The sequence below is a fragment of the Marinobacter sp. G5_S1_61_S3 genome (assembly GCF_054968585.1).
In genome coordinates, this window is record NZ_JBQKUK010000019.1 from 1 (window position 1) to 22877 (window position 22877).

The window sequence follows — 22877 nt, forward strand, 5'->3', positions numbered from 1 at the left end:
CAAGCAATCAACGAGTTACGTCAATCAGTAGCTGAGCGCCCTGCAGCACCTGATACTCCATAGGGTAGGTGCCGTTGTTGTAGTAGAACCGGAAACGGGTGCCACGATCATCCCGGTAATGGTGACGGTGTTTGTTCCAATGGCGCTTGTGGCCCTGGTAACCATGCCTTTTCTGGTGGTACTTCTTATGCTTCCAACCGTGTTTGTGTCGGTTGTGAGCCTTGTTTTTCCAGCCATACTTGCGATCCCGGTGGCCGTGGTGTGCATCCGCATCGCGGTGCCGGGATGACAGAAGCTTCTTGTGGTGGGGTATGCCCCTGTCGTGGTCCACTTTCTGGTGGAACCCTGCCCTGTGGTTCTCCCGCCTGTCAGAATCTGCCACAGCCGGGCTGGTGGCCATTATCAGGCCAACAAGACAACTGCCAATCAGAAATGCTTTCATCGTTCTTCTCCCGATCTTTTCAGATCCCGGATTAGCATCCACGAACACTCTGTGGCTGCTCCCTAATTTCAGAGTACGGAACTTCCGGGGAAAGTCAGGCGATCGGCGGCGGCTTTGCACTTCTTTTACGCAGGCGCGGACAGTCTTTACAGTTGCCGTGGCCGGCTGACCGTCACGACAGAATCAACGCAGGTGGGATTCCAGCTCAAACACGTGGGGATCATGATCACCCAGCGTACGCAAAGCGTCCGCCAGCTTCAGCAGATACTCGCTGTTAGGGCCACTCGGCCCGGACGAACGCGCAATCTGGCTGGCGATGTCGAGCGTCGAAGCGGGCCCCAGAAAAGCGGCGTTGTCCTCGGTGGCAATATAAACAAGGCCTTCCGCATTGCTACCGTCATCAAATGTCATGGTCGTGCTGAAGCGCAGGTAGCCGTTCTTCTCACGTACATCCAGGTGCTCAAACACGTCCGGTGATACCCGATAGGCCATGCCCTTGCATGTCGCACCAGGCTGGCTAACCAGCGTGACCACACGCCCGGGAGCCTCCGGAGTACCGCGATGATCATGGGAGCCCTGCCAGAAACGCCGGGCCCAGCCTTCAATCGTCGCCGGCTGCTGCTCAAGGAAGGGGAAGTCCACCTTGTAGATCAGCGAGCCATAGCCGAACAGCCACACGGAGGACACTCCGTCAAACTGCTGGCGACTGCGATTGTGCGCTACGGTATCGAAAGACATCAGGAGGCCGACGTGGAAGCAATAAATCCAGCGATGCCCGTTAATACAATTTCCGCCGCCATGGCAGACAGAATCAGGCCGCTGATCTTGGAGAGTATGTTCAGCCCGGTCTTACCCAGCGCCTTTTCCAGGTATCCGGACAAGTGCAGTAGAACCGCCAGGATAACCAGCCCCGACACCAGCCCCAGAAGCCCTCCGGCCACTTCCGGCACAGCGTTCAGCTCGGCACCGTAAACCAGGATCGCACCGATGGTGGCGGGGCCAATCATCACCGGAATGGCCAGTGGCACCACGGCAATGTCATCGCGGTCTTCATCCGGCAACCCCGTGGCGTGGTTGCGGGTACCACTGGTGACCAGGCTGATGGCGGTCAGGAACAGCAGGCTGCCGGCACCGATCCGGAACGAGTTCAGGGTAATGCCAATGGCACTGAACAGCAGTGGCCCGGCAAAGAACAGTACCAACCCCAGAATCATTGCGGATACGGTGGAACGGCGGATGATCGAACGCTTTTCAGACGCCGGCAGCCCCCGGGTTAACGCCAGAAACATAGTGACCACGAAAAACGGCGCCAGCAGGAACATAAAGCGGATCGTGCTGCTGATGTAGGTACTGATAAACGCTTCAAACATTCAGAATATCCGGTCAGGGGTAAAAACGGTATAGCATAGCGACAGTGGCGCCTTCGTGCCGTACGGAAGTGAACGTATCCTAGCGCTTAACGCTGCTTTGCCTGGGTTTGCGTGGCTTTCCTGGCTTGCCGGGTTTTCCCGGGCGCGAGGGTTTGCCGTGTTTTCCAGCGGGCTTTCCTGGCCTACCGGACTGTCCTGCCTTTGCGCCCTTTCCACGCGGTCCCGATGGCGATGTCCCGGGCTTTTTGCCAGGCCGCTTGCTCGCCGGCTTTTTCGTTTCGCTACGGGTATCGGAGCTCACTTCCGAGGACGAATCGCGGATCATGTCAAACAACCCGGCCAGCTCCTTCGGCCCCAGATCCCGCCACTCTCCGACTGATAGTCCTTTGAGGCTGATATTCATGATGCGCACACGCTCGAGCTTCGTGACCTCGTAATCAAAGAACTCGCACATGCGACGAATCTGTCGGTTCAGACCCTGAACCAGGGTAATACGGAACACGAAACGGGACACCTTTTCGACCTGGCAGCGTTTGGTGACCGTGCCCAGTATCGGTACCCCGGCGCTCATACCCTGCACGAATTCTGCGGTCACCGGCTTGTTGACGGTGACCAGGTATTCCTTCTCGTGGTTGTTGCCCGCGCGCAGGATTTTGTTCACCAGATCGCCATTGCTGGTGAGGAAAATCAGCCCCTGGGAGTCCTTGTCCAGTCGGCCAATGGGGAAGATCCGCTCACCATGGCCCACATGGTTGACGATGTTACGGCGCTCCGCCGGGTCGGTGGTGCTGACCACGCCCACGGGCTTGTTGAGGGCGATAAAGATCAGGTCCTCTTCGTCTCGCGGCTCGATCAACTGGCCGTTCACCGTGACCTTGTCGCCGGGCAGCACCTGATCACCCACCTGGGCCGCCTTGCCATTAATGGCAACGTTGCCGTTCTCGATATAGCGGTCGGCCTCCCGCCGGGAACACATGCCACTCTCGCTGATGTATTTGTTGAGGCGGGTGGAGTTTTTGCCGGGCATGGGAGTCCTGTCTTCGGTCGGGGATCGTCGGGGCATCAGGCCACTTTTGGGGATACATAGCTGAAACGCTTGCGGTATTGCTCCATGGTACAGCCTACCGTGCGTTTAAACAGCCTCCGGAACGAACTGGCATCTTCGTAACCCACACTCCAGATGATGCGTGCAGTCTGTTCGCGGCTGGATTCCAGCAGGTGCTTGGCCGCCTCGATCCGCAGATGCTGCAGGTAGCCGATCGGGGTTTCGCCAGTGGCTTCCTTGAAACGACGCTTGAAGGTGCGGGTGCCGAGGCCCGCTACGGCAGCCACTTCGTCGATGGTCAGTGCATCGGCGTAGTGCTGTTCAAGCCAGGACTGTGCCTTGCGGATAGCGTCATCCTGATGGGCTTTCTGGCTGTAGAAGGCCATGTAGGGCGTTTGCTCCGCCCGGCGGCCGTCCAGCACCAGCATCTTGCTGCAGGCCAGGGCAACCGCCGGTGACGAGAAGCGCTCCACCAGGTAACTACACAGATCCACAAACGCAGTGGCGCCGCCGGCACAGATGATGCGGCCGTTATCCACCAGCAACTGGTCTTCCTCCAGGCGCAGGTGCGGATAGCGGGCACGGAACAGCGGCGCTGCCCGCCAGTGGGTGGTGGCAACCTGGTCGTCCAGCAAACCCGCCTCCGCCAGTACGAAACTGCCGGTGCAGACGCTCGCCAGCACGGCGCCCCTCTCCAGGCCTTCCCGCAACCAGCCGTAAAGCGGTCTTGAGGGTGCGAGCGTCTTCTCCAGCCGTTCCGCGCCCACGGCGGCTTCCACCGAGGAGCCCACCACGATCAGGTCCGGCTCGAAATCCCCACGCTTGCAGGTTGGCGTCACCACCGCACCGCTGTACCCGCGGACTGGCTGGTCGTCCACCGTCACCACCTGGCAATTAAACAGGGGCTCGCTGCGGCCAGCCGGAGCGCGGCCGCAGAAGTTGGCAACGGTGAAGAAATCCATGATGCCGTGCACACCGGAGGCATGGCAGTTGGGAAAGGCAACAATGGCAACATTGAACATGGAAATGACCCTTTCAGCACTTTATATGTCAAATATGACACTCCTGCTGGCAACCCGCAAGCCCTAACCTGAACCTGTCATCCACTACCACTGGAAGAAGGACTTTCACCATGACCTCACAACTGAACACTCAATCAGTGATCTTCGAGCGACCGACAACCCACAAGGTTGAAGGCCCGAAGGGGTTTTCGCCCATCCGCCTGGCACTTCAACTCTACGGTCGAATGGCCCCTGAGAAAGCCGGCCGGCTGGTTAACCGCATGGCGTTCAGGCCCTCGCGCCTGCCCATGCCATCCCGCTATGAATACCTGCTGGACAATGCTGACAGCTATACCCAGCTGCAGCACGGCGCTCGGACCATTCCGGTGTATTCCTGGGGCCAGGGGCCTGTGATTCTGGGCGTTCACGGCTGGGCCGGTGCCGGCATCCAGTTCGGCGCCTGGGTCAACCCGCTGGTGGAAGCCGGCTATCGCGTGGTGCTGTTCGACGCCCCCGCCCACGGCCGTGCCCAGGGCGAGAGCACCAACCTGTTCGAAATGGCCGAAGTCGTTGCCAGGGTGGCGGCCAGCGTCGGCCGAGTCCACGGGGTGCTGGCCCATTCCATTGGCTGCATTGCCGCTGCCCGCGCAATCGCGGACGGCCTTAAGCCTGATTATCTGGTCATGCTGGCGCCCCCTGTCAGCCTCACGGCGGTGATGGATAACCTGGGCCGTCAACTCGGCCTGAGCCAGGACGTTCTGGCGGTGCATCTGCAATTGATGGAGGAGCGTTTCGGCAAATCCGTCTGGGAGCAACTGGACCTGGAAGCCCTGTCACGGACCCTCACCCAGCGGGGCTTGATGGTCATTGATGACGATGACACCTCCATCTCGCCAGACGAAAGCGAACGGGTTTTCAACAACTGGGAAAACGCCAACGTGCTCCGCACCCGTGGCCTGGGCCACCACCGCCTGCTATGGAGCCCCATGGTTGTGGACACGGTGCTTCGGGATCTGGGCAGGCCGGTGGACACCCTCTGATTGCGCGATTGCGTCAGTCCGTTTATGGTCTGGCAGCAGTACCATTCGCATTCACGGAGCCCAGCCATGCACCTGTCTGAACCAAAACAGCGACAAACGCCCCGGGGACGCTTCGCCTGGCGAGAAGGCGGGGCACCCGGTGGCAAGGCGTTGGTGATGATCCACGGCTGGCCGGAGAGCTCCTACTGCTGGGAGCACGTGGCAGCGTATCTGAAGGCGGGTTTTCGCATCATCGCCCCCGACCTGAGAGGACTGGGCGACAGTGAACGCAGCCCGGACATCGAACACTACCGCAAGCAGGAAATGGCACAGGATGTGATCAGCCTGCTGGACCAGCTTGGTATTGACGAGTTTCAGCTGGTGGGCCACGACTGGGGCGGCATCGTCGCCCAGGAAGTCGCACTGGCCATTCCCGACCGGGTGCAAAGGTTGGTGATCATGAACATCGCCATCATCAACAACCTCAAGGGCAACCAGGAAGTGATCGAGAAGGTCCGCGCCAGCAGCGGTGCAGCCTACTGGTATCAGCACTTCATGCAGACGCCAGGCCTGCCTGAAGCGATGATTCCGGGCGCCGAAGAGACCTGGCTGGGGCATTTCCTGCGCACCTGGAACCGCGACCCGTTTCCACGGGACGCATTCGACGAATACGTGCGCACCTTCCGGATTCCGGGAACGCCGGGTACCAGCTCCAATTACTACCGCACCTTCCACGAAGACGCCAAACGCTGGGCCACCACGGCAGACCATACGTGGCCCATGCCCGCCCTGTATATCTACGGCAACAAGGACAAGGTGATCATTCCGGAGTACCTCAATCATATTGAGGAATGCTTCGCAGACCTGCGAGTGAAGGAGGTGGAGGCTGGCCACTTCCTGCAGGAAGAGCAACCCGAAGCCGTCGCCGGGTATCTCAACGATTTCCTGGACACAGCCTGAGCTATTACCTCGACGGGCTGACGTACACCCAGTTGGTGCCGACGTTGTCACACACCACGATCTCGCGGTTGATCACCGTGCACAGGGACAGGTCCTGCGGAAGCTCGTTGTGGTAACGGGCCTTGACCGCCAGATTCTTCTTGTCCTGCTTGAGCAGGGTGAAGGTCTGCTCCATACGCCGGGCAAAGTCGACGCCGCCATCCTCAATGGTGTGAAAGGCGTTGTGGAACGCCGTGAAGCTCATGGTGTTGGCGCCCAGGCCGATGTCCACCATCTTGGGGATGTAGCGGTCGTAGGCCTCGGAGAGGTATCGGCGCACGGCCTCTGAATCATCGCGGTTGCCCTCGAACGGACGCAGACCAAGGCGGTTATCCTCCGCCAGGGCCCCTTCCGCCAGCTGGCTGTTGGGCTGGTTTGAGACCAGATCATAGCGCTGCCGAGGACAGGCAATGCGCTGGCCTTCCAGTTGGCAATCCGAAAGCAACCCGCTTTGCGGCGGGTCTTCTTCAGACCCGGTTCGAACGGGTTCCGGTTCCGCGCCAGACGATCCGGGGCTGGAGTCGGCTTGCGCGGGAGCACCCGGCTCAGGCACTTCCAGGCCCAGTCGCCCGGCAGGGCGCCGCAGAAGCAATGCCTGCACCTGCGGATCGTTGCGCTTGAAATCCGTGGGGGACGGCAAGCCCCCGCCAAGCCCTTCGCTCACTACGCGACAATACATCCGTTCCAGTTCAGTGGTGGCGCCGTCCATACATTCATCTCCGGCTGCATGAACGGCGCCGGCACAGAGAGCAAGCAGGACCAGGGCCAGCCATCTAACCGTCATCACGCTGCCCCAACGCCACGCGCGCCATCAAGTCTTCCACCCGGCGTATGGTTTCAGCATCGCCCTTCTTCCCCGTAAGCACCACCTGGGAGCCGATGGTGGCCACGTACATCAGCAGCGACAGATCGCGAATGCGCTGGGGATCGCTGCTCAGCCGTTCATATAGCTCGCAGTTCTGGTTGATGCGCGCTTCGTCCACCTGCGTGACCAGATCAGCCGCGTAGTCATTTCTGCGGGCAAAATCCCGCACCGCCAGCTCCACCTGCAGGCGACGGATATTACGGGACGCATCCGTGAGCAACAGTTCCAGAATTTGCCGCAATTCGGTTTCGACATCCCCACCCTTGGGTTTCCAGTACTGAAGCTCGTGCAGACGCCGGTCCCGCCAGCGGTTGAGGAAACGCACCACCAGGTCTTCGTGGTCCTTGAAGTGCCAGTAAAAACTGCCACGGGTCACACCGAGCTTTTTTGCCAGGGTCAGCACCCTCAGGTTGCTGAAACCACCGGCTGCAACCTCGCCGGCGGCCGCATCCAGCCAGTCGTCGCGGGTCAACTGCGCTTTTTCCGGCGTCTTGCGGCTGCGGCGTTTCTGAGGTTTGGCATCCGTCATGGTGGAATCTGGTCCTGCTACTGGCTGTTGGGTGTGAATTCTACATCAACAGCGGAGCCATGTTTGAAAGCGTTGACCCCGCCCAAAACATACATTAGTGTATGGACAAACAATACACCAGTGTATGGATAATTCAACAGGTCTTCCGTACACCGCCTACTATCCAATGCCAGTATCAGGGAGCTGCTACATGAGTACTGCCCATTACGATGTGAACGGCAACATCGCCGTCATCCGACTCGACAACCCGCCCGTCAATGGCTTGGGCCTTGAACTCCGCCGGGGTATTGTTAACGGTATCCAGCAGGCAGAAGCCGATGATGCAGTGAAAGCCGTGGTACTGATCGGCTCCGACCGTGCCTTCTCCGGCGGCGCCGACATCAGCGAGTTCGGCTCTCCCAAAGCCTTTGCCGAACCCAACCTGAACACGGTAGTCAACTACGTGGAAAGCAGCCGCAAGCCGGTGATCGCGGCCATCAGCGGCGCCTGCATGGGCGGCGGACTGGAACTGGCCCTGGGTTGCCACTACCGCATCGCCAAGCCGGACGCGCAAATCGCCCTGCCGGAAGTAAAATTGGGCCTGCTGCCAGGCGCCGGCGGTACTCAACGCCTGCCACGAGTCATCGGAGCTGAGCACGCTGTAAATATGATCGTCTCCGGCAGCGTCGTACCTGCCAAACAGTTCAAGGGCAGCGCCCTGTTCGATGAGATTATCGACGGCGAATTGCTGGACGCGGCCATTGCCTACGCCACCAAGGTGGTCAGCGAGAACCTTCCACTGAAAAAAGTGCGCGACCTGAAAGCCAAGCACCCGAACCCGGAAGGCTTCTTCATGTTCACCCAGAACACCGTGGGTGCCATGGCCAAGAACTACCCGGCCCCGCTGAAGTGCGTCGAAGCCGTGAAAGCCGCCGTCACCATGCCGTTCGACAAGGGCATGGAAGTGGAGCGCGAAGCGTTCGTCAACCTGATGCAAACGCCAGAATCCCGCGCCCTGCGTCACGCGTTCTTCTCCGAGCGCCTGACCAGCAAGATTGCCGACGTGCCGTCTGACACCCCAACCCGTGACGTTAAATCCGTCGGCGTGATCGGCGGCGGCACCATGGGTACTGGCATTAGCATCAACTTCCTGAACGCCGGCATCCCGGTGACGCTGGTTGAGATGAAACAGGAAGGCCTGGACCGTGGCGTGGAAGCCATTCGCAAAGTCTACGAAGGCCGTGTGAAGAAAGGCCGCATGAGCGAGGACGACGCCAAAGCCAAGATGGACCTGGTGAAGCCGTCGCTGAGCTATGACGATCTGAAAGACGCCGACCTGGTAATCGAAGCGGTGTTCGAGGAAATGGGCGTGAAACAGTCCGTCTTCGAAAAACTGGACGAGGTGTGCAAACAGGGCGCGATCCTGGCCTCCAACACCTCGACGTTGGACCTGGACAAGATCGCCAGCTTCACCAAACGCCCGGAAGACGTGATCGGCCTGCACTTCTTCAGCCCGGCCAACATCATGAAACTGCTGGAAGTAGTGCGCGGCGAGAAAACCGCCAAAGACGTGCTGGCCACCGCCATGAAGCTGGCCAAGGCCATCAAGAAGACCGCCGTGGTTTCCGGCGTGTGCGACGGCTTTATCGGTAACCGCATGATCAACCAGTACCAGCGCGAAGCCCTGCTGATGCTGGAAGAAGGCGCCAGCGTGCAGCAGATCGACAAGGCCATCGAGAAGTTCGGCTTTGCCATGGGCCCGCTGCGCATGGCCGACCTGGCCGGCGGCGATATCGGCTGGGCCATCCGCAAGCGCCAGTACGAGGAAAACCCGGACATGGTGAAGATGGTGCTGGCCGACCGCATCTGTGAAATGGGCCGCTACGGCCAGAAGACCGGCGCCGGTTTCTATCGCTACGAGCCAGGCAACCGCAACGCCCTGCACGATCCGGAAGTGGACAAGGTGGTGGACGAAGTCCGTGCTGAACTGGGCATCAAACCACGCAAGATCAGCAACCAGGAAATCGTCGAGCGTTGCGTGTACGCCCTGGTGAATGAAGGCGCGCAGATTCTGGACGAAGGCATTGCTCAGCGGGCCTCCGACATCGACATGGTGTACCTGACCGGCTACGGCTTCCCCGTGTTCCGCGGCGGCCCCATGCACTACGCCGAGGAAGTCGGGCTGCCCAACGTGGTGCGCGCCATGCAGGCCTTCACCGAAGACCGCCACACCCAGCCTGGCTTCTGGGAACCGGCGGCCCTGTTGGCCAAGCGTGCCGAAGAAGGCAAAGGTTTCGACGCCAAATAAACGGTCCACCAATACCCTCGGGGCGCCTGCCCTTTATCGATCAACAGGCGCTTCGAACGAAGGAGAATTGTTATGTCTAATGATGTTGTCATCGTAAGCACGGCTCGTACCCCACTGGCCAAATCCTGGCGCGGCGGCCTGAACATGACCCACGGCGCGACCCTTGCGGGCCACGCCATTCAGCATGCAGTCGAGCGCTCCAAAGTCGACCCCAACGAAATCGAAGACGTGCTGATGGGCTGCGCCCTGCCGGAAGGCTCCACCGGCAACGACGTGGCCCGCATGGGTGCCATCCGTGCTGGCCTGCCGGTTACCGTTGGCGGCGCCACCATCAACCGCTTCTGTTCATCTGGCCTGCAGGCCATCGCCATGGCAGCGCACCACATTGCTGTGGATAAAGTACCGGTCATGGTCGCCGGCGGCGTGGAATCCATCTCCACCGTGCAGGCCAACGTCAACCAGAACTACTTCATGGAACCCTGGCTGGCGAAGAATAAGCCTGAGCTCTACTGGTCCATGCTGGACACCGCCGAAACCGTCGCCAAGCGCTACGACATCAAAAAAGAAGACATGGACGAATACGGCGTCCGCAGCCAGAACCTGGCCGATCAGGCTCGCCAAGACGGCAAGTTCGATGACGAAATCGTGCCCATCACCACCACCATGGGCGTCGCTGACAAAGCCACCGGCCAGCTCAACAGCCAGGAAGTGACCGTCAGCCAGGACGAAGGCATCCGCCCGGGCACCAACCTGGAAGGCGTCAGCAAGATCCGCTCAGCAATGGAAGGCGGCGTGGTCACCGCCGGCAACGCCAGCCAGTTCTCCGACGGCGCCTCTGCCTGCGTGCTGATGGACAGCAAAGTGGCCGAACAGCGCGGCGCCACTCCGCTGGGCATCTTCCGTGGTTTCGCTGTCGCCGGCTGTGAGCCAGACGAAATGGGCATCGGCCCGGTCTTCGCGGTTCCCAAACTGCTCAAGCGCGCCGGCCTGACCGTCGACGACATCGGCCTGTGGGAACTCAACGAAGCCTTCGCCGTTCAGGTTCTGTACTGTCAGCGCAAACTTGGCATCCCCATGGACCGCCTGAACGTCAACGGTGGCGCCATCGCCGTAGGCCACCCCTACGGCACCACCGGCTCCCGTCTGGTCGGCCATGCTCTGATCGAAGGTAAACGCCGTGGCGTCAAATACGTGGTCGTCACCATGTGCGTAGGCACTGGCATGGGTGCTGCCGGCTTATTTGAGGTTGCCTAAGGCTTCTTTCGCCTTCGACTAAGGGGGAAGCGCCTGTCGGGTAGGGGCATCCAAAACTCGCTCCTTCGGCACGTCCATGTGACGCTCGAGCTCCGCCATCCATGGCTCCGCACGGTTTTGGATGCCCCTACCCGACAGCCGCCCATAATTTTGTGCGGCGGCCAATAGGTGATGCGGTTCCACAATGGACCATGACAGCACGAAGCAATTTGTGTGAATAGGCACGAACACACTCGAAGCGTCGGATGGGTATCCCCTTTCAAAACTGTACGGAGCCATGGATGGCGGAGTCCAAGCGCCCCATGGATGGGCCGAAGGAGCGTGTTTTGAAAGGGGATACCCATTCGACGCCTACACCAAAGTTTCAGACCTGGCAGTAAAAGTTTCAGACAGCTCCAACAGTAAAAACCATCTACCTCAGCCACCAGACAAGAGGTGCAACATGGACCTGAATTACACCCCGGAACAAGAGGCCTTCCGCGCCGACGTTCGCCAGTTCCTGGAGGACAACCTCCCGGACGACATCCGCGAACGCGTTCAGAAACGCCTGCGCCACGACAAAGACATGACCCAGCGCTGGCAGAAAATTCTGTATGAAAAAGGCTGGGGCGCCTCCACCTGGCCGGAAGAATTCGGCGGCCCGGGCTGGAGCCCGATTGAACAGATCATCTTTGAAGAAGAGTGTGCCCTCGCCGGTGCGCCACGCCAGCTAGACTTCGGCCTGCGCATGGTCGCCCCGGTGATCATGACCTTTGGTAACGACGAGCAGAAAAAGCGCTTCCTGCCGGGCATCCTCAGCGGCGAAGACTGGTGGTGTCAGGGTTATTCAGAGCCCGGTTCCGGTTCCGATCTGGCATCCCTGCGCTGCTCCGCCAAGCGCGAAGGCGATCACTACATCGTCAACGGCCAGAAAACCTGGACCACCCTTGGCCAGCACGCCGACTGGATCTTCTGCCTGGTGCGCACCAGCAACGAAGGCAAGCCGCAGCAAGGCATCTCCTTCCTGCTGATCGACATGAACGACCCCGGCATCGATGTGAAGCCCATCATCATGCTGGACGGCGAGCACGAGATTAACGAAGTCTATTTCGACAACGTCAAAGTACCCGCCGAAAACCTGATCGGCGAAGAAAACCAAGGCTGGACCTACGCCAAGTTCCTGCTGGGCCATGAGCGCACAGGCCTGGCGAACGTCGGGCAGTGGAAAGCGTTGATGAAGCGACTGAAAGTCGTGGCCAACGAGGAACAGGACGGCCAGCGGCCGCTGATCGAAAATACCCGTTTCCGCGATCGTCTGGCGCAACTGGATATTGAGCTGCGCGCGCTGGAGCTGACCGTGCTGCGGGTTTTGACCGACAAGCGCGGCCCCGGCCCCCAGGCATCGATTTTGAAAATCCGTGGCACAGAGATCGGCCAAAAACTGTTTGAACTGCTGATGGAAGCCACCGGACAGGATGCCATTGCGCACATTCCGGACGCCCTGGAACTGGACTACAACGGCCCCCGTGCCGGGTCCATCGATGCTACCCCGGCGGCCGGCGATTACTTCAACATGCGCAAGCTGTCGATCTTTGGCGGGTCCAACGAGATCCAGCGCAACATCATTGCCCAGCTCGTGCTTGGTCTATAAGGAGGCGAAAACATGAATTTCGATCTTACCGACGAACAGCAAATGCTGAACGACTCGTTGCGCCGCTTTGTGACCAACGAGTACAGCTTTGAAAAGCGCAGCACCTTCATCGAATCCGGCAAGGGCACCGACCCGAACACCTGGGCTGCCCTGGCAGATATGGGCCTGCTGGCGTTCACCTTCCCCGAAGCCTTTGGCGGCCTGGATGGCAACGCCGTCGACACCATAGTGGTGATGGAAAACTTCGGTCGCGGCCTCGTGGTTGAGCCCTATCTGGCTACGGTCGTTCTAGCCGGCGGGCTGATTCGTGATGTGGGCAACGACTCCCAAAAAGACGAGTACCTGACGGCGATCGCTTCCGGCGAGCGCAAGATGGCCTTTGCACATTACGAACCCGGCGCGCGCTACAACCTGAGCCAGGTACAGACCACTGCCCGCAAGGACGGCGACCACTTTATGGTCAGCGGCCAGAAAACGGCCGTCATTCATGGCGGTCAGGCAGACCAATTGGTGGTTTCCGCTCGCACCAGCGGCAACGCCAATGACGAGGCCGGGCTGTCCCTGTTCGTCATCGATGCCAATGCCAAAGGCGTGAAAATTGACGACTACGCCGCCCATGACGGCTACCGCATCGCAGACATCAGTTTCTCCAATGTCGCCGTCAGCGCCGACAATCTGCTGGGTGAGCTGGATCAAGCGTTCCCGCACATTGAGAAAGCCATCGATCTGGGCATTGCAGCGGTCTGTGCCGAAGCGGTAGGTGCCATGGAAGCCATGAACGAAACCACGCTGGACTACATCAAAACCCGTAAACAGTTCGGCGTCCCCATCGGCAAATTCCAGGTGCTGCAACACCGGATGGCGGATATGTTTATCCAGGCAGAGCAGTCCAAATCCATGGCAATTCTGGCGGCCAACACCGCCGATTCCGACGACACCGACGAGCGCCGCAACGCGCTGTCCATGGCTAAAACCCTGGTCGGCCAGGGTGCCCGTTATGTGGCCCAGGAAGGTGTTCAGCTGCACGGTGGTATGGGCGTGACGGACGAGATGTTCGCGGCGCACCTGTTCAAGCGGCTGACCACCATCAACCTGCTGTTCGGCGACGCGGATCATCATCTGGCCCAGGTCAGCGACGGTCTACTGTCCGCCAGCGCCTGAACCTACGGACTGATAACAAGGAATCGACTATGAGTGTAAAACAACTACTGGACCTGTCCGGCAAAGTCGCCTTCATCACGGGCGGCTCCCGCGGCCTGGGACTGCAAATGGCCGAGGCGCTTGGTGAACTGGGCGCGAAAATCGCCATCAGCGCCCGCAAACAGCACGAGCTGGATGCGGCCAAAGAACACCTGGAAAGCCAGGGCGTGACGGTGGTGACCATCGCGGCCGATCTGGGCGATCTGGACGGTATTCCCAAGGTGGTGGATCAGGTGATCGAGCAGCTCGGCGACATCGATATTCTGGTGAACAACGCCGGCGCCACCTGGGGAGCCCCAGCGGAGGACTATCCGCCCGAGGGTTGGATGAAGGTAATGAACCTGAATGTGAACGCCAGCTTTTTCCTCACCCAGACCGTCGGCAAGCGCTGCATGATCCCGCGCAAGACCGGCAAGGTGATCAATATCGCCTCCATTGCCGGGCTATCTGGCAACCCGGAGGGCATGCAGACCATCGCCTACAACACCAGCAAGGGCGCCATGGTGAACTTCACCCGCGCCCTGGCGTCCGAATGGGGTCATTACAACATCAATGTGAACGCGCTTTGTCCAGGCTTCTTCCCGTCCAAGATGTCTCAGGGACTGTTGGATGCACAAGGCGACAAAATGCTTGAGCGTATTCCGCTCAAGCGCTTTGGTGGCGAAGAAGATCTGAAAGGTGCAGCGGTGTTGCTGGCGTCTGAAGCCGGACGACACATTACCGGGCAATGCCTGGCAGTGGATGGCGGCACGCTGGTTAGTTAAGCATGCCCCTCTCGTCTGTTAAAGGCACTGACTAACCTGCTCCGGGTCCAGGTTACCACCAGTAATAATCAGAACCGTGGCCCTGTCCGGATCAGGCGCAACCTGGTTTTCCAATAACGCCGCCAGCCCGACACTGGCACCAGGCTCTACATAGAGCCTGGCTTCAGTCAGCAGGCGACGTGTGGCTTCCCGGATAGCCGACTCGGTAACCGTCACGATCTGGTCCACCACCTGACGGGACGCGGCATAGGTGCAGTCACCGACCACTGCCGGTGCCAGGCTGGCGGCCCAGGTATCCACCGAGTCGAGGCTGGCGCTGGCATCCTGCTTATGCCAGGCGTTGAACATGGTGGCCGCGCCTTCCGGCTCCACGCCGATCAGTTCCACCTCCGGCTTTTGTGCCTTAATGGCCAGCCCCAGCCCGGAAATCAAACCGCCGCCTCCGATGGGGCACAGTATCCGATCCACATCCGGCTGCTGGCGCAGCAATTCCAGACCAACGGTGCCTTGCCCGGCCATAATTCGAACGTCGTTATAAGGGTGGACCAATGTTAACCCGCTGTTGTCCCGTAATTCGTGGCACCGGGCCACCGCTTGCTGAATATTACCGTGCACAATAACCTCGGCACCCAGCGCCCGGGTGCGGTGAATCTTCAACGGGCTGGAACCTTCCGGCATCACCACCGTGAGCGGAACATCCTGCATGGCCGCCGCCCAGGCCAGGCCGATTGCATGATTCCCGGCGGAAACCGTCACCAGGCCGGACTTGAGTTCGTCAGCACTGGCGGTCAGCAGCCAGTTCAGGGCACCCCGGGCCTTGAAGCTGCCGGTGCGCTGAAGACTCTCGCATTTCAGACCCAGTGGCTGGCCGATTGCGGCGTTCAGGTCAGGCACAGTCAGGAGCGGTGTTTCGCCCAGCTTCGGTCGAATGCGCTGCTCTGCTGCCTGAATTTGGGATAGGTCAGGAAGGGTTGGTTTGGTCATGGTGCGTGCTCCATTTGCTCCCATTACCAAACCATGGCCCCATTGGGGCCAGCGATCAAGTCACAACAGCCTCGCCCGCTTCAACAGCCTCTGGCTCACACACATACTGCCCCGCGTCAAACCGCTTCGTCTGCTGGCGGAATTGCCAGGTGAAGCCCGGCCACAGCGTGGTGTTCTTGCCGTTCTCGTTCACATACCAGCTCTTGCAGCCGGTCTGCCACACGGAGTCGCCGAGCTTTGCGTGAATAGAGGCGTTGTATTGGCTTTGGGCGTCTTCCTTCACTTCCACGCTCTTCCAGCCGTGCTTGTCCATTTTCTTCAGGGCATCCAGCACATACTGGATCTGGCTTTCGATCATATAGACCATGGAGCTGTGGCCGAGGCCGGTATTGGGGCCCATGAGCATGAAGAAGTTGGGGAAGCCGGCAATGGCGCTACCCTTGTAGGCTTCGGCACCGCCTTTCCATGCATCCAGCAGGTCCTGGCCGCCACGGCCATGTACCATGCCTGCGGGTATCGGGTCCTGGGCCTTGAAGCCGGTGCCATAAATGATGCAGTCCACTTCCCTCTCATGGCCGTTGTTATCCACGATCATATTGCCACGCACTTCGCGGATGCCGTCGGTCAGCACGTCGACGTTATCCTGGGCCAGCGCCGGGTAATAGTTGTTTGAAATCAGCACCCGCTTGCAGCCGAAGTGAAAATCCGGGGTAACTTTCCTGCGCAGTTCCTTGTCCTTGATCTGGTTGCGGATATGGCGGCGTGCCTGTAATTCACCGATTTTGAGGATTCGCGGATTGCCTACAAAGCCCAGTACCCGTGCTTCCAACATCCAGTAGATGCTCTGGCGAAAGGCGTTCAGGGTCTGCGGGAACTTGCGGAACATCATCCGTTCCAGCGAGCGGATCTCGCGGTCAGGCTTGGGTACGATCCATGGTGGAGTCCGCTGGTAGAGGTCGAGGTGAGCTGCGTCTTTGGCCACTTCCGGTACGAACTGAATGGCTGAGGCGCCGGTGCCAATCACCGCTACGCGCTTGCCCTTGAAGTCGTAGTCATGGTCCCAGTCCTGGGAGTGGAAGCTTTTGCCGGTGAAGGTGTCGATGCCTTTGATGTTGGGGTATGCCGGGGTGCTAAGGCCGCCCATGCCGGAAACCACAACATCCGCCTTGAAGGTGCTGAATTTGGGCAGGCCCTTGTCTTTGCGGTTGAGTTTGTCGCCGGGGTTCAGGCCCTTGTCCTGCATGTAGGTCCAGAGTTTGGGGCTGTCGCAGGTTTCGACAGTCCAGCTTTGGGTTTTCTCGTCAAAGCGGGCACCCGCCACGTGGGTGTTCAAGCGCACGTGTTTCATGAGGTCGTATTTTTCGGCGCAGCTTCGCAGGTAGGCCTGGATTTCTTTCTGCTGGGCGAACATGCGGGTCCAATTGGGGTTTTGTTCGAACGAGAAGGAGTAGAGGGCGGATTGGACGTCGCAGGCACAGCCGGGGTAGTGGTTTTCGTGCCAGGTGCCGCCGACGTCGTCGCTTTGTTCGAGGATGACGAAGTTGTCGTATCCGGCTTCTTTGAGTTTGATCCCCATGCCCAGGCCGGAGAATCCGGTGCCTATGATGGCGATTTTTGCTGTCTGACTCATGTTTTCCACCTCGCTGTTCGCTGGCCTTCTGGCCTTGCCTGTTGTTGTCTGTTTCGCCATGATGATTGGCGGTAGACACATGTATACCCAACAGAGTAGACAGTTGTATACTTCCAAACATCAGGATCTGGCTGTTTGGCCTCGTTTGATAACTAACTGTCCCCCAGATCAAACTTCGGGGGCTGGGGCAATTGGGAAGGCTTTTCCGAAACACGCTCGAGCACATCCATGTGGCGCTTGGGCTCCGCCATCCATGGCTCCGCACAGTTTCGGAAAAGCCTTCCCAATTACCCCTTCGAACTTTGGTGATGCTTCATGAATGTTTTAAGTGGTGGAAAACTGAAGCTGATTCAGGCGGCGCTCAGGTTGATTACCCAAAGCCGCAGCCTGACCTCTCTCGGTCTCCGGGAACTGGCCCGTGAGGCCGGACTGAATCCCAATACTTTTTATCGGCACTTCAAGAATCTGGACGAGTTCGGTCTGCAGGTACTTGGGTACATTGCCGAAGACATGAAAGCCGGCGTGCGGGAGTTGCGGCGGATGGCGGAGTCGTCGGAGCAGGCGTCCCACGATACGGTGACGTTTGTTTACCACTACTTCCTGGCCAACCCGGCAGCGACGACCGTGGCGGTGCGGGAGCTTCACGGGCCGTCGGCTTTGTTGCGCAGGGCGCTTGAGGCGCAGTTGGATGCCAGCGCGCGCGAGATGGCGGAGGATATTATCGAGCGGCGGCTGGTCAGTGCTGTGCCGACGGAGACGATTCATGAGATCTCCCGCATGACCATTCGCTATATCCTTTTCAGGGCAATGGATTACATCGAGAAACCGGCGCAGCGGGCAATGATCCAACATGAAACCGAGCGGTTTATCAACCGCCAGTTTCGGGGGGCAATGCTGGATGGGCTGGCCGAAAGTGAGGTACAGGCACTGTTAGAGAAGGACCTCTAACGGGCTTATTATTTTTTTCGTTTTACCTTTCCGTTTTTTCGCTTTGTTCGTTTTTAGGAAAACCTTTGTAAATCTGTTAGCGTCTACCTATAAGTAAAAACCGAGATTTTCAGTGAATCGGTCATTCCGGAGGACGTACTTACAATGAAGATCGGTATCCCCAGGGAGATTTTCGAGGATGAACGACGGGTAGCGGCAACGCCGCCCTCGGTGCATAAGCTGATAGGCCTTGGCTATGAGGTGATGGTCGAAGCCGGTGCGGGTGAGGCCGCGAATTACACGGACGACGCCTACGAAAAAGTGGGCGCTACCATTGCGGCGGACACCAAATCGCTTTGGCAGGACGCGGATTTTATCCTCAAGGTTCGCGCGCCGATGAAAAACCCTTCGCTCAAGAAACACGAAGTGGATCTGATGAAGGAAGGGGCGTTCCTGGTCAGCTACCTGTGGCCAGCGCAGAATCCCGAGCTGCTGGAGAAACTGGCGGCCAAAAAGATTACTTCCTTCGCCATCGATAGCCTGCCCCGCATCAGTCGTGCCCAGAAGATGGACGCCTTGAGCGCCATGGCCAATATTGCCGGCTACCGCGCGGTGATTGAGGCGGCCAATAACTTCGGGCGGTTCTTTACCGGCCAGGTGACGGCGGCTGGCAAGGTACCACCGGCGAAGATCATGGTGATCGGGGCCGGCGTCGCTGGCCTCGCTGCAATCGGCGCCGCAAACAGCATGGGCGCCATTGTGCGGGCGTTTGATACCCGTCTGGAAGTGAAAGAACAGGTTGAAAGCATGGGCGCCGAGTTCCTGGTGCTGGATTTCGACGACGAGGACGGCAGCGGTGGCGGCGGCTACGCCAAGCAGATGAGCGACGAGTTCATCAAGGCGGAGATGGCGCTGTTCGCGGAACAGGCCGAAGAGGTGGATATCATCATCACCACTGCCCTGATTCCCGGCAAGCCTGCGCCCAAGCTGATCACCGCCGATATGGTGAAATCCATGAAACCCGGCAGTGTGATTGTCGATCTGGCGTCGGAACGCGGGGGCAACTGCGAGCTGACGGAGCCCGGCAAGGTCGCTCACCATCATGGCGTAACGCTGATTGGCTACACCGATCTGCCCAGCCGTATGGCCAAGGTGGCCAGCGATCTCTATGCCACTAACCTGGTACACCTGATCACTGAACTGACACCAGAGAAAGACGGCCAGCCCCAGGTCAACATGGAAGACGATGTGATCCGTGGCCTGACGGTGGTGCGAGAGAACGACGTTACCTGGCCACCACCTCAACCGGAAGCGCCGGTCAGCCCCAAGCCGGCGCCCGGCACTGAAGAACCCACGGCTGCCGACAAGGAGGCCGCGAGGCAAGACGCCAAACGCCGCAGCCAGTTTGGCAAGGGTGCGCTGCTGCTGGTCACGGCCCTGGCGCTCTACGGGGTTGGTGCCCATGCGCCGGAAAGCTTCCTGCAGCACTTCACGGTGTTTGTCCTGTCCTGCTTTATCGGCTGGCAGGTTATCTGGAACGTGACGCCGTCCCTGCATACGCCTCTGATGAGCGTGACCAACGCCATCAGCGGCATCATTGTGATCGGTGCCATTCTCCACCTGGCCCAGGCGGAGAATCTGGCCGTTGGCATCATGGCCTTTTTCGCGGTGCTGATTGCCAGCATCAACGTGGGGGGCGGCTTCCGGGTCACCCATCGCATGCTCAAAATGTTTCGCAAGTAGGAGGCGCCCGATATGAGCACAGGATTGGTGAGCGTGGCCTACGTGGTCGCAAGTATCTGTTTTATCCTCAGCCTGGGTGGCCTTAGCCATCAGGAATCCGCCCGGCGCGGGAACCTTTATGGTGTCGCCGGCATCATCATCGCTGTTGGCGCCACCCTGGCCAGCGTGGACGGTGGTGTTATCGCGATCGTGATTGCGGTGCTGCTGGGCGCCGGTATTGGTATCCCCATCGCCAACAAGGTGGAAATGACCCAGATGCCGCAGCTGGTTGCCCTGCTGCACAGTTTCGTGGGCCTGGCGGCGGTTTTGGTCGGCTTCTCGGGCTATATTGAGCCCCTGGTAGCCACCACGGGTGCCGAACACACCATCAAGCTGGTGGAAGTGTTTGTCGGTATCTTTATCGGCGCCGTGACCTTCACCGGGTCGCTGGTGGCCTGCGGCAAACTGGATGGCCGCATCGACAGCAAGGCCCTGACCCTGCCGGGCCGACACCTGATGAACCTGGTGGCCATCATTGCCTGCGTATTGCTGGGTGCCTGGTTCCTCGGTACCGACAGCATGGCGCTGGGGCTTACATCCCTTGTCATCATGACGGTCATCGCCTCGGTGCTCGGCATTCACCTGATCATGGCCATCGGCGGCGCCGACATGCCGGTAGTGGTGTCCATGCTCAACAGCTACTCCGGTTGGGCGGCGGCCTCTATCGGGTTCATGCTGGGTAATGACCTGCTGATTGTGGTGGGTGCCCTGGTAGGCAGCAGCGGTGCCATCCTCAGCTACATCATGTGCAAGGCTATGAACCGGTCGTTTATCAGCGTCATCCTGGGCGGCTTCGGCCAGACCAGCAGCAGCTCAAGCGCGGCCGATACTGACCAGTCTGTCTATGAGTCCTCCGCGGATGATGTGTGCGAGGAACTGCGCAATGCCGATTCAGTGATCATCGTGCCGGGTTACGGCATGGCTGTGGCGCAGGCCCAGAACGGCGTCAGCGAAATGACGAAAATCCTGAGGGACCGTGGCGTCAACGTGCGTTTCGGCATTCACCCTGTGGCGGGTCGCCTGCCCGGACACATGAACGTGTTGCTCGCCGAGGCCCACGTGCCCTATGACATCGTGCTGGAAATGGACGAAATCAACGACGATTTCCCAAGTACCGATGTGGTGCTGGTTATCGGTGCCAACGACACCGTAAACCCGGCCGCCGCCGAAGACCCGGGCAGCCCGATCGCCGGTATGCCGGTGCTTGAGGTGTGGAAAGCGCGCCAGGTGGTTGTCCTCAAGCGGGGCATGGCCACGGGTTACTCAGGCGTGGAAAACCCGCTGTTCTTCAAAGACAACACCCGCATGCTGTTTGGCGATGCCAAGGAAAGCATCGACAAGCTGGTTGGTGGGTTAAGGGGCTGATTCTTCAGCCCCGGATTCCTTCTCAAAAAACCGCTCAATCTGCCGGGACTGGCTCTGGCCGTCCCGGTAGCCCAGCTCAATCAAATCGCGACAGAAGCGTTTGTCGAACAGCAGGAAGCTGGCGAGATTGGCGCTGGAAAAAGGCGCGTTGTCCGAAGCACCGGTCAACCGTCGCAACACCAGCGGCATGGCGTCAATGTATTTCATGGCGATTTCGTTGATGGGCTCGGAAGGGGAAATTTCCAGAATATCCACCGGGTTCAGGTCCAGCCCGGATTCCTTCAGTTTCTTCTCGGGGATCAGTTCCAGCAACTGGTTGATCAACCGTGAGCGATCGATGTCGTAGTCCAGCGTATCCAGGAACATGCCGTTGAACACGTGGGCCAGTACCTGAGTCAGCGTTGGCATACCGGGTTTTTCCGGGCGCCTGGACGGGCACATCGCGTTGGCACTAACCCCGATCACCAGCACCTTGCGTGCACCCAGTCGCAATGCCGGACTGATGTGGGCCATCTGGCGGGTCACGCCATCACCAAAGTACTCGCGGTTGATCTTCACCGGCGCAAACAGAGTGGGAATAGCCGCAGACGCCATGATGTGGTCCACTGCCAGCTCTGTGCGGGTGCCGCCACGCTGTCCGATCGACCAGCCTTGCAGCCCTTCAGCCCCTTCAAAGAAACACACATTCTGGCCAGTCGCGTAACCGCAGGCATTCAGGCCCACAGCGTCGATGTGGCCCTCCTGAATGGTTTGCCGAATGCTCTGCAGGTCGATCTCCCGCTCCAGCAATTCCCGCAGTGGCGAATTATCCAGAAAGGAAACCGGCCCGCTCTCAATGGGGCGACTGATCATCTTGCGGGCGATGGCGCTGAAGCTGCGCATCAGGCTAAAGGTATCCGCCCGGAATACCCGGTCCATGGTCAGTTCCGACCAGACTTTATCGAGATGATCAATACTGTGGCGAAACAGCCCCCGGTTACCGGCAAGGGCCATGGCATTGATCGCCCCGGCCGAGGTACCGATAATGACATTGAACGGGTGGTTCCAGTCCGGATACATGTCAGCGATAGCGCGAAGCACGCCGACCTGATACGCCGCCCGCGCGCCACCGCCGGTGAGAATGACACCGTTCTTTGTCATGAAGCCATTCCGTTTTGAACAGTGCCTCGCATCAGGCCTGTTTGATCTTATGCCGACGCCGGCCGGCAAACGGATTGTTAATGCTGGAATCCTTGCCCTGCAACTTGGCCTCGGGGTGGTTCTTCGCCATCAGTTCCTTGACCTTGGGAATGTGGTCCTTCGGGGCATCCACCATGATCAGGTACTTCCCTGCCTCAATATCATGATGGAACGGCTCGATACGGTAGTTTTCACTCTGGATACCACCAAAGCCACCAACCCAGGCGCCCGCTACCACCACAAAGATAAACAGGGCGATCCAGGCGGCCGCCGGCATGTTCAGAACTTCCAGCAAGGCCAACGGTACAAGGAAGGCCAGCGCCAGCACAAAGCCGGCTATGGCGCCGCGCTCCACGTACCTGGGCAGATCCGTTCGGTCCAGGATGGACGCGGTGTGTAACTGGTGAGTGTAGAGGCCGGCCTCGTCCTTGCTGACAATGTGGAAGCGCCAGTCAGTGACGTCGTGCTCGTGAAGGTCGTCGGAGATTTCTTTTGCACTGTCAATCGAAGATACCAGATAGAATAAACGTATCATGGTGTTTCTCCTCTTTCGCCTGTGAATGAGGCGTTCTTCTACTGACAATTTAGTTCATAACCCCTGACTT

The 22877-nt window shown here is 59.4% G+C and carries 21 protein-coding genes; 10 read left to right on the plus strand and 11 right to left on the minus strand.

The annotated features are described in order from the left end of the window. Window positions 1-7 precede the first annotated feature (7 nt). The 5 genes from ACTRWH_RS17435 to ACTRWH_RS17455 all read right to left on the minus strand — a co-directional run bounded on the left by ACTRWH_RS17435 (window position 8) and on the right by ACTRWH_RS17455 (window position 3879). Window positions 8-442 (minus strand): hypothetical protein, encoded by a 435-nt coding sequence (locus ACTRWH_RS17435; protein ID WP_136634067.1) that lies wholly within the window; start codon window positions 440-442, stop codon window positions 8-10. A gap of 183 nt (window positions 443-625) precedes the next feature. Then, window positions 626-1180 carry a gamma-glutamylcyclotransferase gene (locus ACTRWH_RS17440; RefSeq protein WP_036211525.1) on the minus strand — a complete coding sequence of 185 codons (555 nt, stop codon included), beginning with the start codon at window positions 1178-1180 and terminating at the stop codon, window positions 626-628. Further along, the gene (locus ACTRWH_RS17445; RefSeq protein ID WP_036211528.1) at window positions 1180-1812 is read right to left on the minus strand and encodes a MarC family protein; all 633 of its coding nucleotides are present in this window, start codon (window positions 1810-1812) and stop codon (window positions 1180-1182) included. The genes ACTRWH_RS17440 and ACTRWH_RS17445 overlap by 1 nt, the downstream gene beginning before the upstream one ends. A gap of 79 nt (window positions 1813-1891) precedes the next feature. Continuing rightward, window positions 1892-2839, minus strand: a complete 948-nt coding sequence (rluF, locus tag ACTRWH_RS17450) for a 23S rRNA pseudouridine(2604) synthase RluF (RefSeq protein WP_041332963.1) — start codon at window positions 2837-2839, stop codon at window positions 1892-1894. A gap of 35 nt (window positions 2840-2874) precedes the next feature. Further along, window positions 2875-3879 carry a GlxA family transcriptional regulator gene (locus tag ACTRWH_RS17455; protein ID WP_041332961.1) on the minus strand — a complete coding sequence of 335 codons (1005 nt, stop codon included), beginning with the start codon at window positions 3877-3879 and terminating at the stop codon, window positions 2875-2877. 110 nt (window positions 3880-3989) lie between these two features. Between ACTRWH_RS17455 and ACTRWH_RS17460 the strand changes: the two genes are divergently transcribed. Then, the gene (locus tag ACTRWH_RS17460) at window positions 3990-4898 is read left to right on the plus strand and encodes an alpha/beta hydrolase (protein ID WP_041332959.1); all 909 of its coding nucleotides are present in this window, start codon (window positions 3990-3992) and stop codon (window positions 4896-4898) included. A 66-nt stretch (window positions 4899-4964) separates the two neighbouring features. Beyond that, window positions 4965-5837 carry an alpha/beta fold hydrolase gene (locus ACTRWH_RS17465; protein ID WP_041332957.1) on the plus strand — a complete coding sequence of 291 codons (873 nt, stop codon included), beginning with the start codon at window positions 4965-4967 and terminating at the stop codon, window positions 5835-5837. Between the two features lie 4 nt (window positions 5838-5841). Here the strand turns inward: ACTRWH_RS17465 and ACTRWH_RS17470 are convergent, their stop codons facing one another. Continuing rightward, window positions 5842-6660, minus strand: a complete 819-nt coding sequence (locus tag ACTRWH_RS17470; protein ID WP_350035169.1) for a hypothetical protein — start codon at window positions 6658-6660, stop codon at window positions 5842-5844. Beyond that, on the minus strand, window positions 6650-7270 hold the full coding sequence (locus ACTRWH_RS17475; RefSeq protein ID WP_036211544.1) for a TetR/AcrR family transcriptional regulator: 621 nt from the start codon (window positions 7268-7270) through the stop codon (window positions 6650-6652). The genes ACTRWH_RS17470 and ACTRWH_RS17475 overlap by 11 nt, the downstream gene beginning before the upstream one ends. Before the next feature lie 190 nt (window positions 7271-7460). On the opposite strand from ACTRWH_RS17475, the gene ACTRWH_RS17480 reads away from it, so the two are divergent. From ACTRWH_RS17480 to ACTRWH_RS17500, 5 genes are all read left to right on the plus strand, one after another. Further along, a complete protein-coding gene (locus tag ACTRWH_RS17480) occupies window positions 7461-9557 on the plus strand; it encodes a 3-hydroxyacyl-CoA dehydrogenase NAD-binding domain-containing protein (protein ID WP_462826684.1) in 2097 nt (698 codons plus the stop codon). Window positions 9558-9629: 72 nt separating this feature from the next. Next, window positions 9630-10811, plus strand: coding sequence for an acetyl-CoA C-acyltransferase (locus ACTRWH_RS17485; RefSeq protein ID WP_349379866.1), 1182 nt, complete (start codon window positions 9630-9632; stop codon window positions 10809-10811). 442 nt (window positions 10812-11253) lie between these two features. Then, window positions 11254-12441: an acyl-CoA dehydrogenase family protein gene (locus ACTRWH_RS17490; RefSeq protein WP_091644066.1), complete on the plus strand. Its 1188-nt coding sequence runs from the start codon at window positions 11254-11256 to the stop codon at window positions 12439-12441. A 12-nt stretch (window positions 12442-12453) separates the two neighbouring features. Beyond that, complete coding sequence (locus tag ACTRWH_RS17495; protein ID WP_462826685.1) at window positions 12454-13602, plus strand: acyl-CoA dehydrogenase family protein; 1149 nt, start codon at window positions 12454-12456, stop codon at window positions 13600-13602. Window positions 13603-13631: 29 nt separating this feature from the next. Then, a complete protein-coding gene (locus ACTRWH_RS17500; protein ID WP_462826686.1) occupies window positions 13632-14405 on the plus strand; it encodes an SDR family NAD(P)-dependent oxidoreductase in 774 nt (257 codons plus the stop codon). An 18-nt stretch (window positions 14406-14423) separates the two neighbouring features. On the opposite strand, the gene ACTRWH_RS17505 is transcribed toward ACTRWH_RS17500, so the two are convergent. Further along, on the minus strand, window positions 14424-15389 hold the full coding sequence (locus ACTRWH_RS17505) for a threonine ammonia-lyase (RefSeq protein WP_136634077.1): 966 nt from the start codon (window positions 15387-15389) through the stop codon (window positions 14424-14426). A gap of 55 nt (window positions 15390-15444) precedes the next feature. Next, complete coding sequence (locus tag ACTRWH_RS17510) at window positions 15445-17019, minus strand: NAD(P)-binding protein (RefSeq protein ID WP_462826687.1); 1575 nt, start codon at window positions 17017-17019, stop codon at window positions 15445-15447. Between the two features lie 315 nt (window positions 17020-17334). Here ACTRWH_RS17510 and ACTRWH_RS17515 point away from each other — a divergent pair, with 315 nt between their 5' ends. From ACTRWH_RS17515 to pntB, 3 genes are all read left to right on the plus strand, one after another. Further along, window positions 17335-17967: a TetR family transcriptional regulator gene (locus ACTRWH_RS17515; RefSeq protein ID WP_075194643.1), complete on the plus strand. Its 633-nt coding sequence runs from the start codon at window positions 17335-17337 to the stop codon at window positions 17965-17967. A gap of 144 nt (window positions 17968-18111) precedes the next feature. Further along, the gene (locus ACTRWH_RS17520; RefSeq protein WP_075194642.1) at window positions 18112-19689 is read left to right on the plus strand and encodes a Re/Si-specific NAD(P)(+) transhydrogenase subunit alpha; all 1578 of its coding nucleotides are present in this window, start codon (window positions 18112-18114) and stop codon (window positions 19687-19689) included. A gap of 12 nt (window positions 19690-19701) precedes the next feature. Next, a complete protein-coding gene (gene pntB, locus ACTRWH_RS17525) occupies window positions 19702-21093 on the plus strand; it encodes a Re/Si-specific NAD(P)(+) transhydrogenase subunit beta (RefSeq protein ID WP_091644053.1) in 1392 nt (463 codons plus the stop codon). Here pntB and ACTRWH_RS17530 read toward each other — a convergent pair. Together ACTRWH_RS17530 and ACTRWH_RS17535 are read right to left on the minus strand one after the other, a co-directional pair. Next, the gene (locus tag ACTRWH_RS17530; protein WP_091644050.1) at window positions 21082-22233 is read right to left on the minus strand and encodes a patatin-like phospholipase family protein; all 1152 of its coding nucleotides are present in this window, start codon (window positions 22231-22233) and stop codon (window positions 21082-21084) included. The genes pntB and ACTRWH_RS17530 overlap by 12 nt on opposite strands. Before the next feature lie 31 nt (window positions 22234-22264). Further along, window positions 22265-22807, minus strand: coding sequence for a hypothetical protein (locus ACTRWH_RS17535; RefSeq protein ID WP_036211583.1), 543 nt, complete (start codon window positions 22805-22807; stop codon window positions 22265-22267). Between the last annotated feature and the right edge of the window lie 70 nt (window positions 22808-22877).

Bases quoted from the DNA above. Each gene is read 5' to 3' on its own strand.
- ACTRWH_RS17435 (WP_136634067.1), bottom strand. From the start codon at position 442: ATGAAAGCATTTCTGATTGGCAGTTGTCTTGTTGGCCTGATAATGGCC.
- ACTRWH_RS17500 (WP_462826686.1), top strand. From the start codon at position 13,632: ATGAGTGTAAAACAACTACTGGACCTGTCCGGCAAAGTCGCCTTCATC.
- ACTRWH_RS17475 (WP_036211544.1), bottom strand. From the start codon at position 7,270: ATGACGGATGCCAAACCTCAGAAACGCCGCAGCCGCAAGACGCCGGAA.
- ACTRWH_RS17505 (WP_136634077.1), bottom strand. From the start codon at position 15,389: ATGACCAAACCAACCCTTCCTGACCTATCCCAAATTCAGGCAGCAGAG.
- ACTRWH_RS17490 (WP_091644066.1), top strand. From the start codon at position 11,254: ATGGACCTGAATTACACCCCGGAACAAGAGGCCTTCCGCGCCGACGTT.
- ACTRWH_RS17515 (WP_075194643.1), top strand. From the start codon at position 17,335: ATGAATGTTTTAAGTGGTGGAAAACTGAAGCTGATTCAGGCGGCGCTC.
- ACTRWH_RS17470 (WP_350035169.1), bottom strand. From the start codon at position 6,660: ATGACGGTTAGATGGCTGGCCCTGGTCCTGCTTGCTCTCTGTGCCGGC.
- ACTRWH_RS17440 (WP_036211525.1), bottom strand. From the start codon at position 1,180: ATGTCTTTCGATACCGTAGCGCACAATCGCAGTCGCCAGCAGTTTGAC.
- ACTRWH_RS17455 (WP_041332961.1), bottom strand. From the start codon at position 3,879: ATGTTCAATGTTGCCATTGTTGCCTTTCCCAACTGCCATGCCTCCGGT.
- ACTRWH_RS17530 (WP_091644050.1), bottom strand. From the start codon at position 22,233: ATGACAAAGAACGGTGTCATTCTCACCGGCGGTGGCGCGCGGGCGGCG.
- ACTRWH_RS17535 (WP_036211583.1), bottom strand. From the start codon at position 22,807: ATGATACGTTTATTCTATCTGGTATCTTCGATTGACAGTGCAAAAGAA.
- ACTRWH_RS17510 (WP_462826687.1), bottom strand. From the start codon at position 17,019: ATGAGTCAGACAGCAAAAATCGCCATCATAGGCACCGGATTCTCCGGC.
- ACTRWH_RS17465 (WP_041332957.1), top strand. From the start codon at position 4,965: ATGCACCTGTCTGAACCAAAACAGCGACAAACGCCCCGGGGACGCTTC.
- ACTRWH_RS17460 (WP_041332959.1), top strand. From the start codon at position 3,990: ATGACCTCACAACTGAACACTCAATCAGTGATCTTCGAGCGACCGACA.
- pntB (WP_091644053.1), top strand. From the start codon at position 19,702: ATGAGCACAGGATTGGTGAGCGTGGCCTACGTGGTCGCAAGTATCTGT.
- rluF (WP_041332963.1), bottom strand. From the start codon at position 2,839: ATGCCCGGCAAAAACTCCACCCGCCTCAACAAATACATCAGCGAGAGT.
- ACTRWH_RS17480 (WP_462826684.1), top strand. From the start codon at position 7,461: ATGAGTACTGCCCATTACGATGTGAACGGCAACATCGCCGTCATCCGA.
- ACTRWH_RS17485 (WP_349379866.1), top strand. From the start codon at position 9,630: ATGTCTAATGATGTTGTCATCGTAAGCACGGCTCGTACCCCACTGGCC.
- ACTRWH_RS17445 (WP_036211528.1), bottom strand. From the start codon at position 1,812: ATGTTTGAAGCGTTTATCAGTACCTACATCAGCAGCACGATCCGCTTT.
- ACTRWH_RS17495 (WP_462826685.1), top strand. From the start codon at position 12,454: ATGAATTTCGATCTTACCGACGAACAGCAAATGCTGAACGACTCGTTG.
- ACTRWH_RS17520 (WP_075194642.1), top strand. From the start codon at position 18,112: ATGAAGATCGGTATCCCCAGGGAGATTTTCGAGGATGAACGACGGGTA.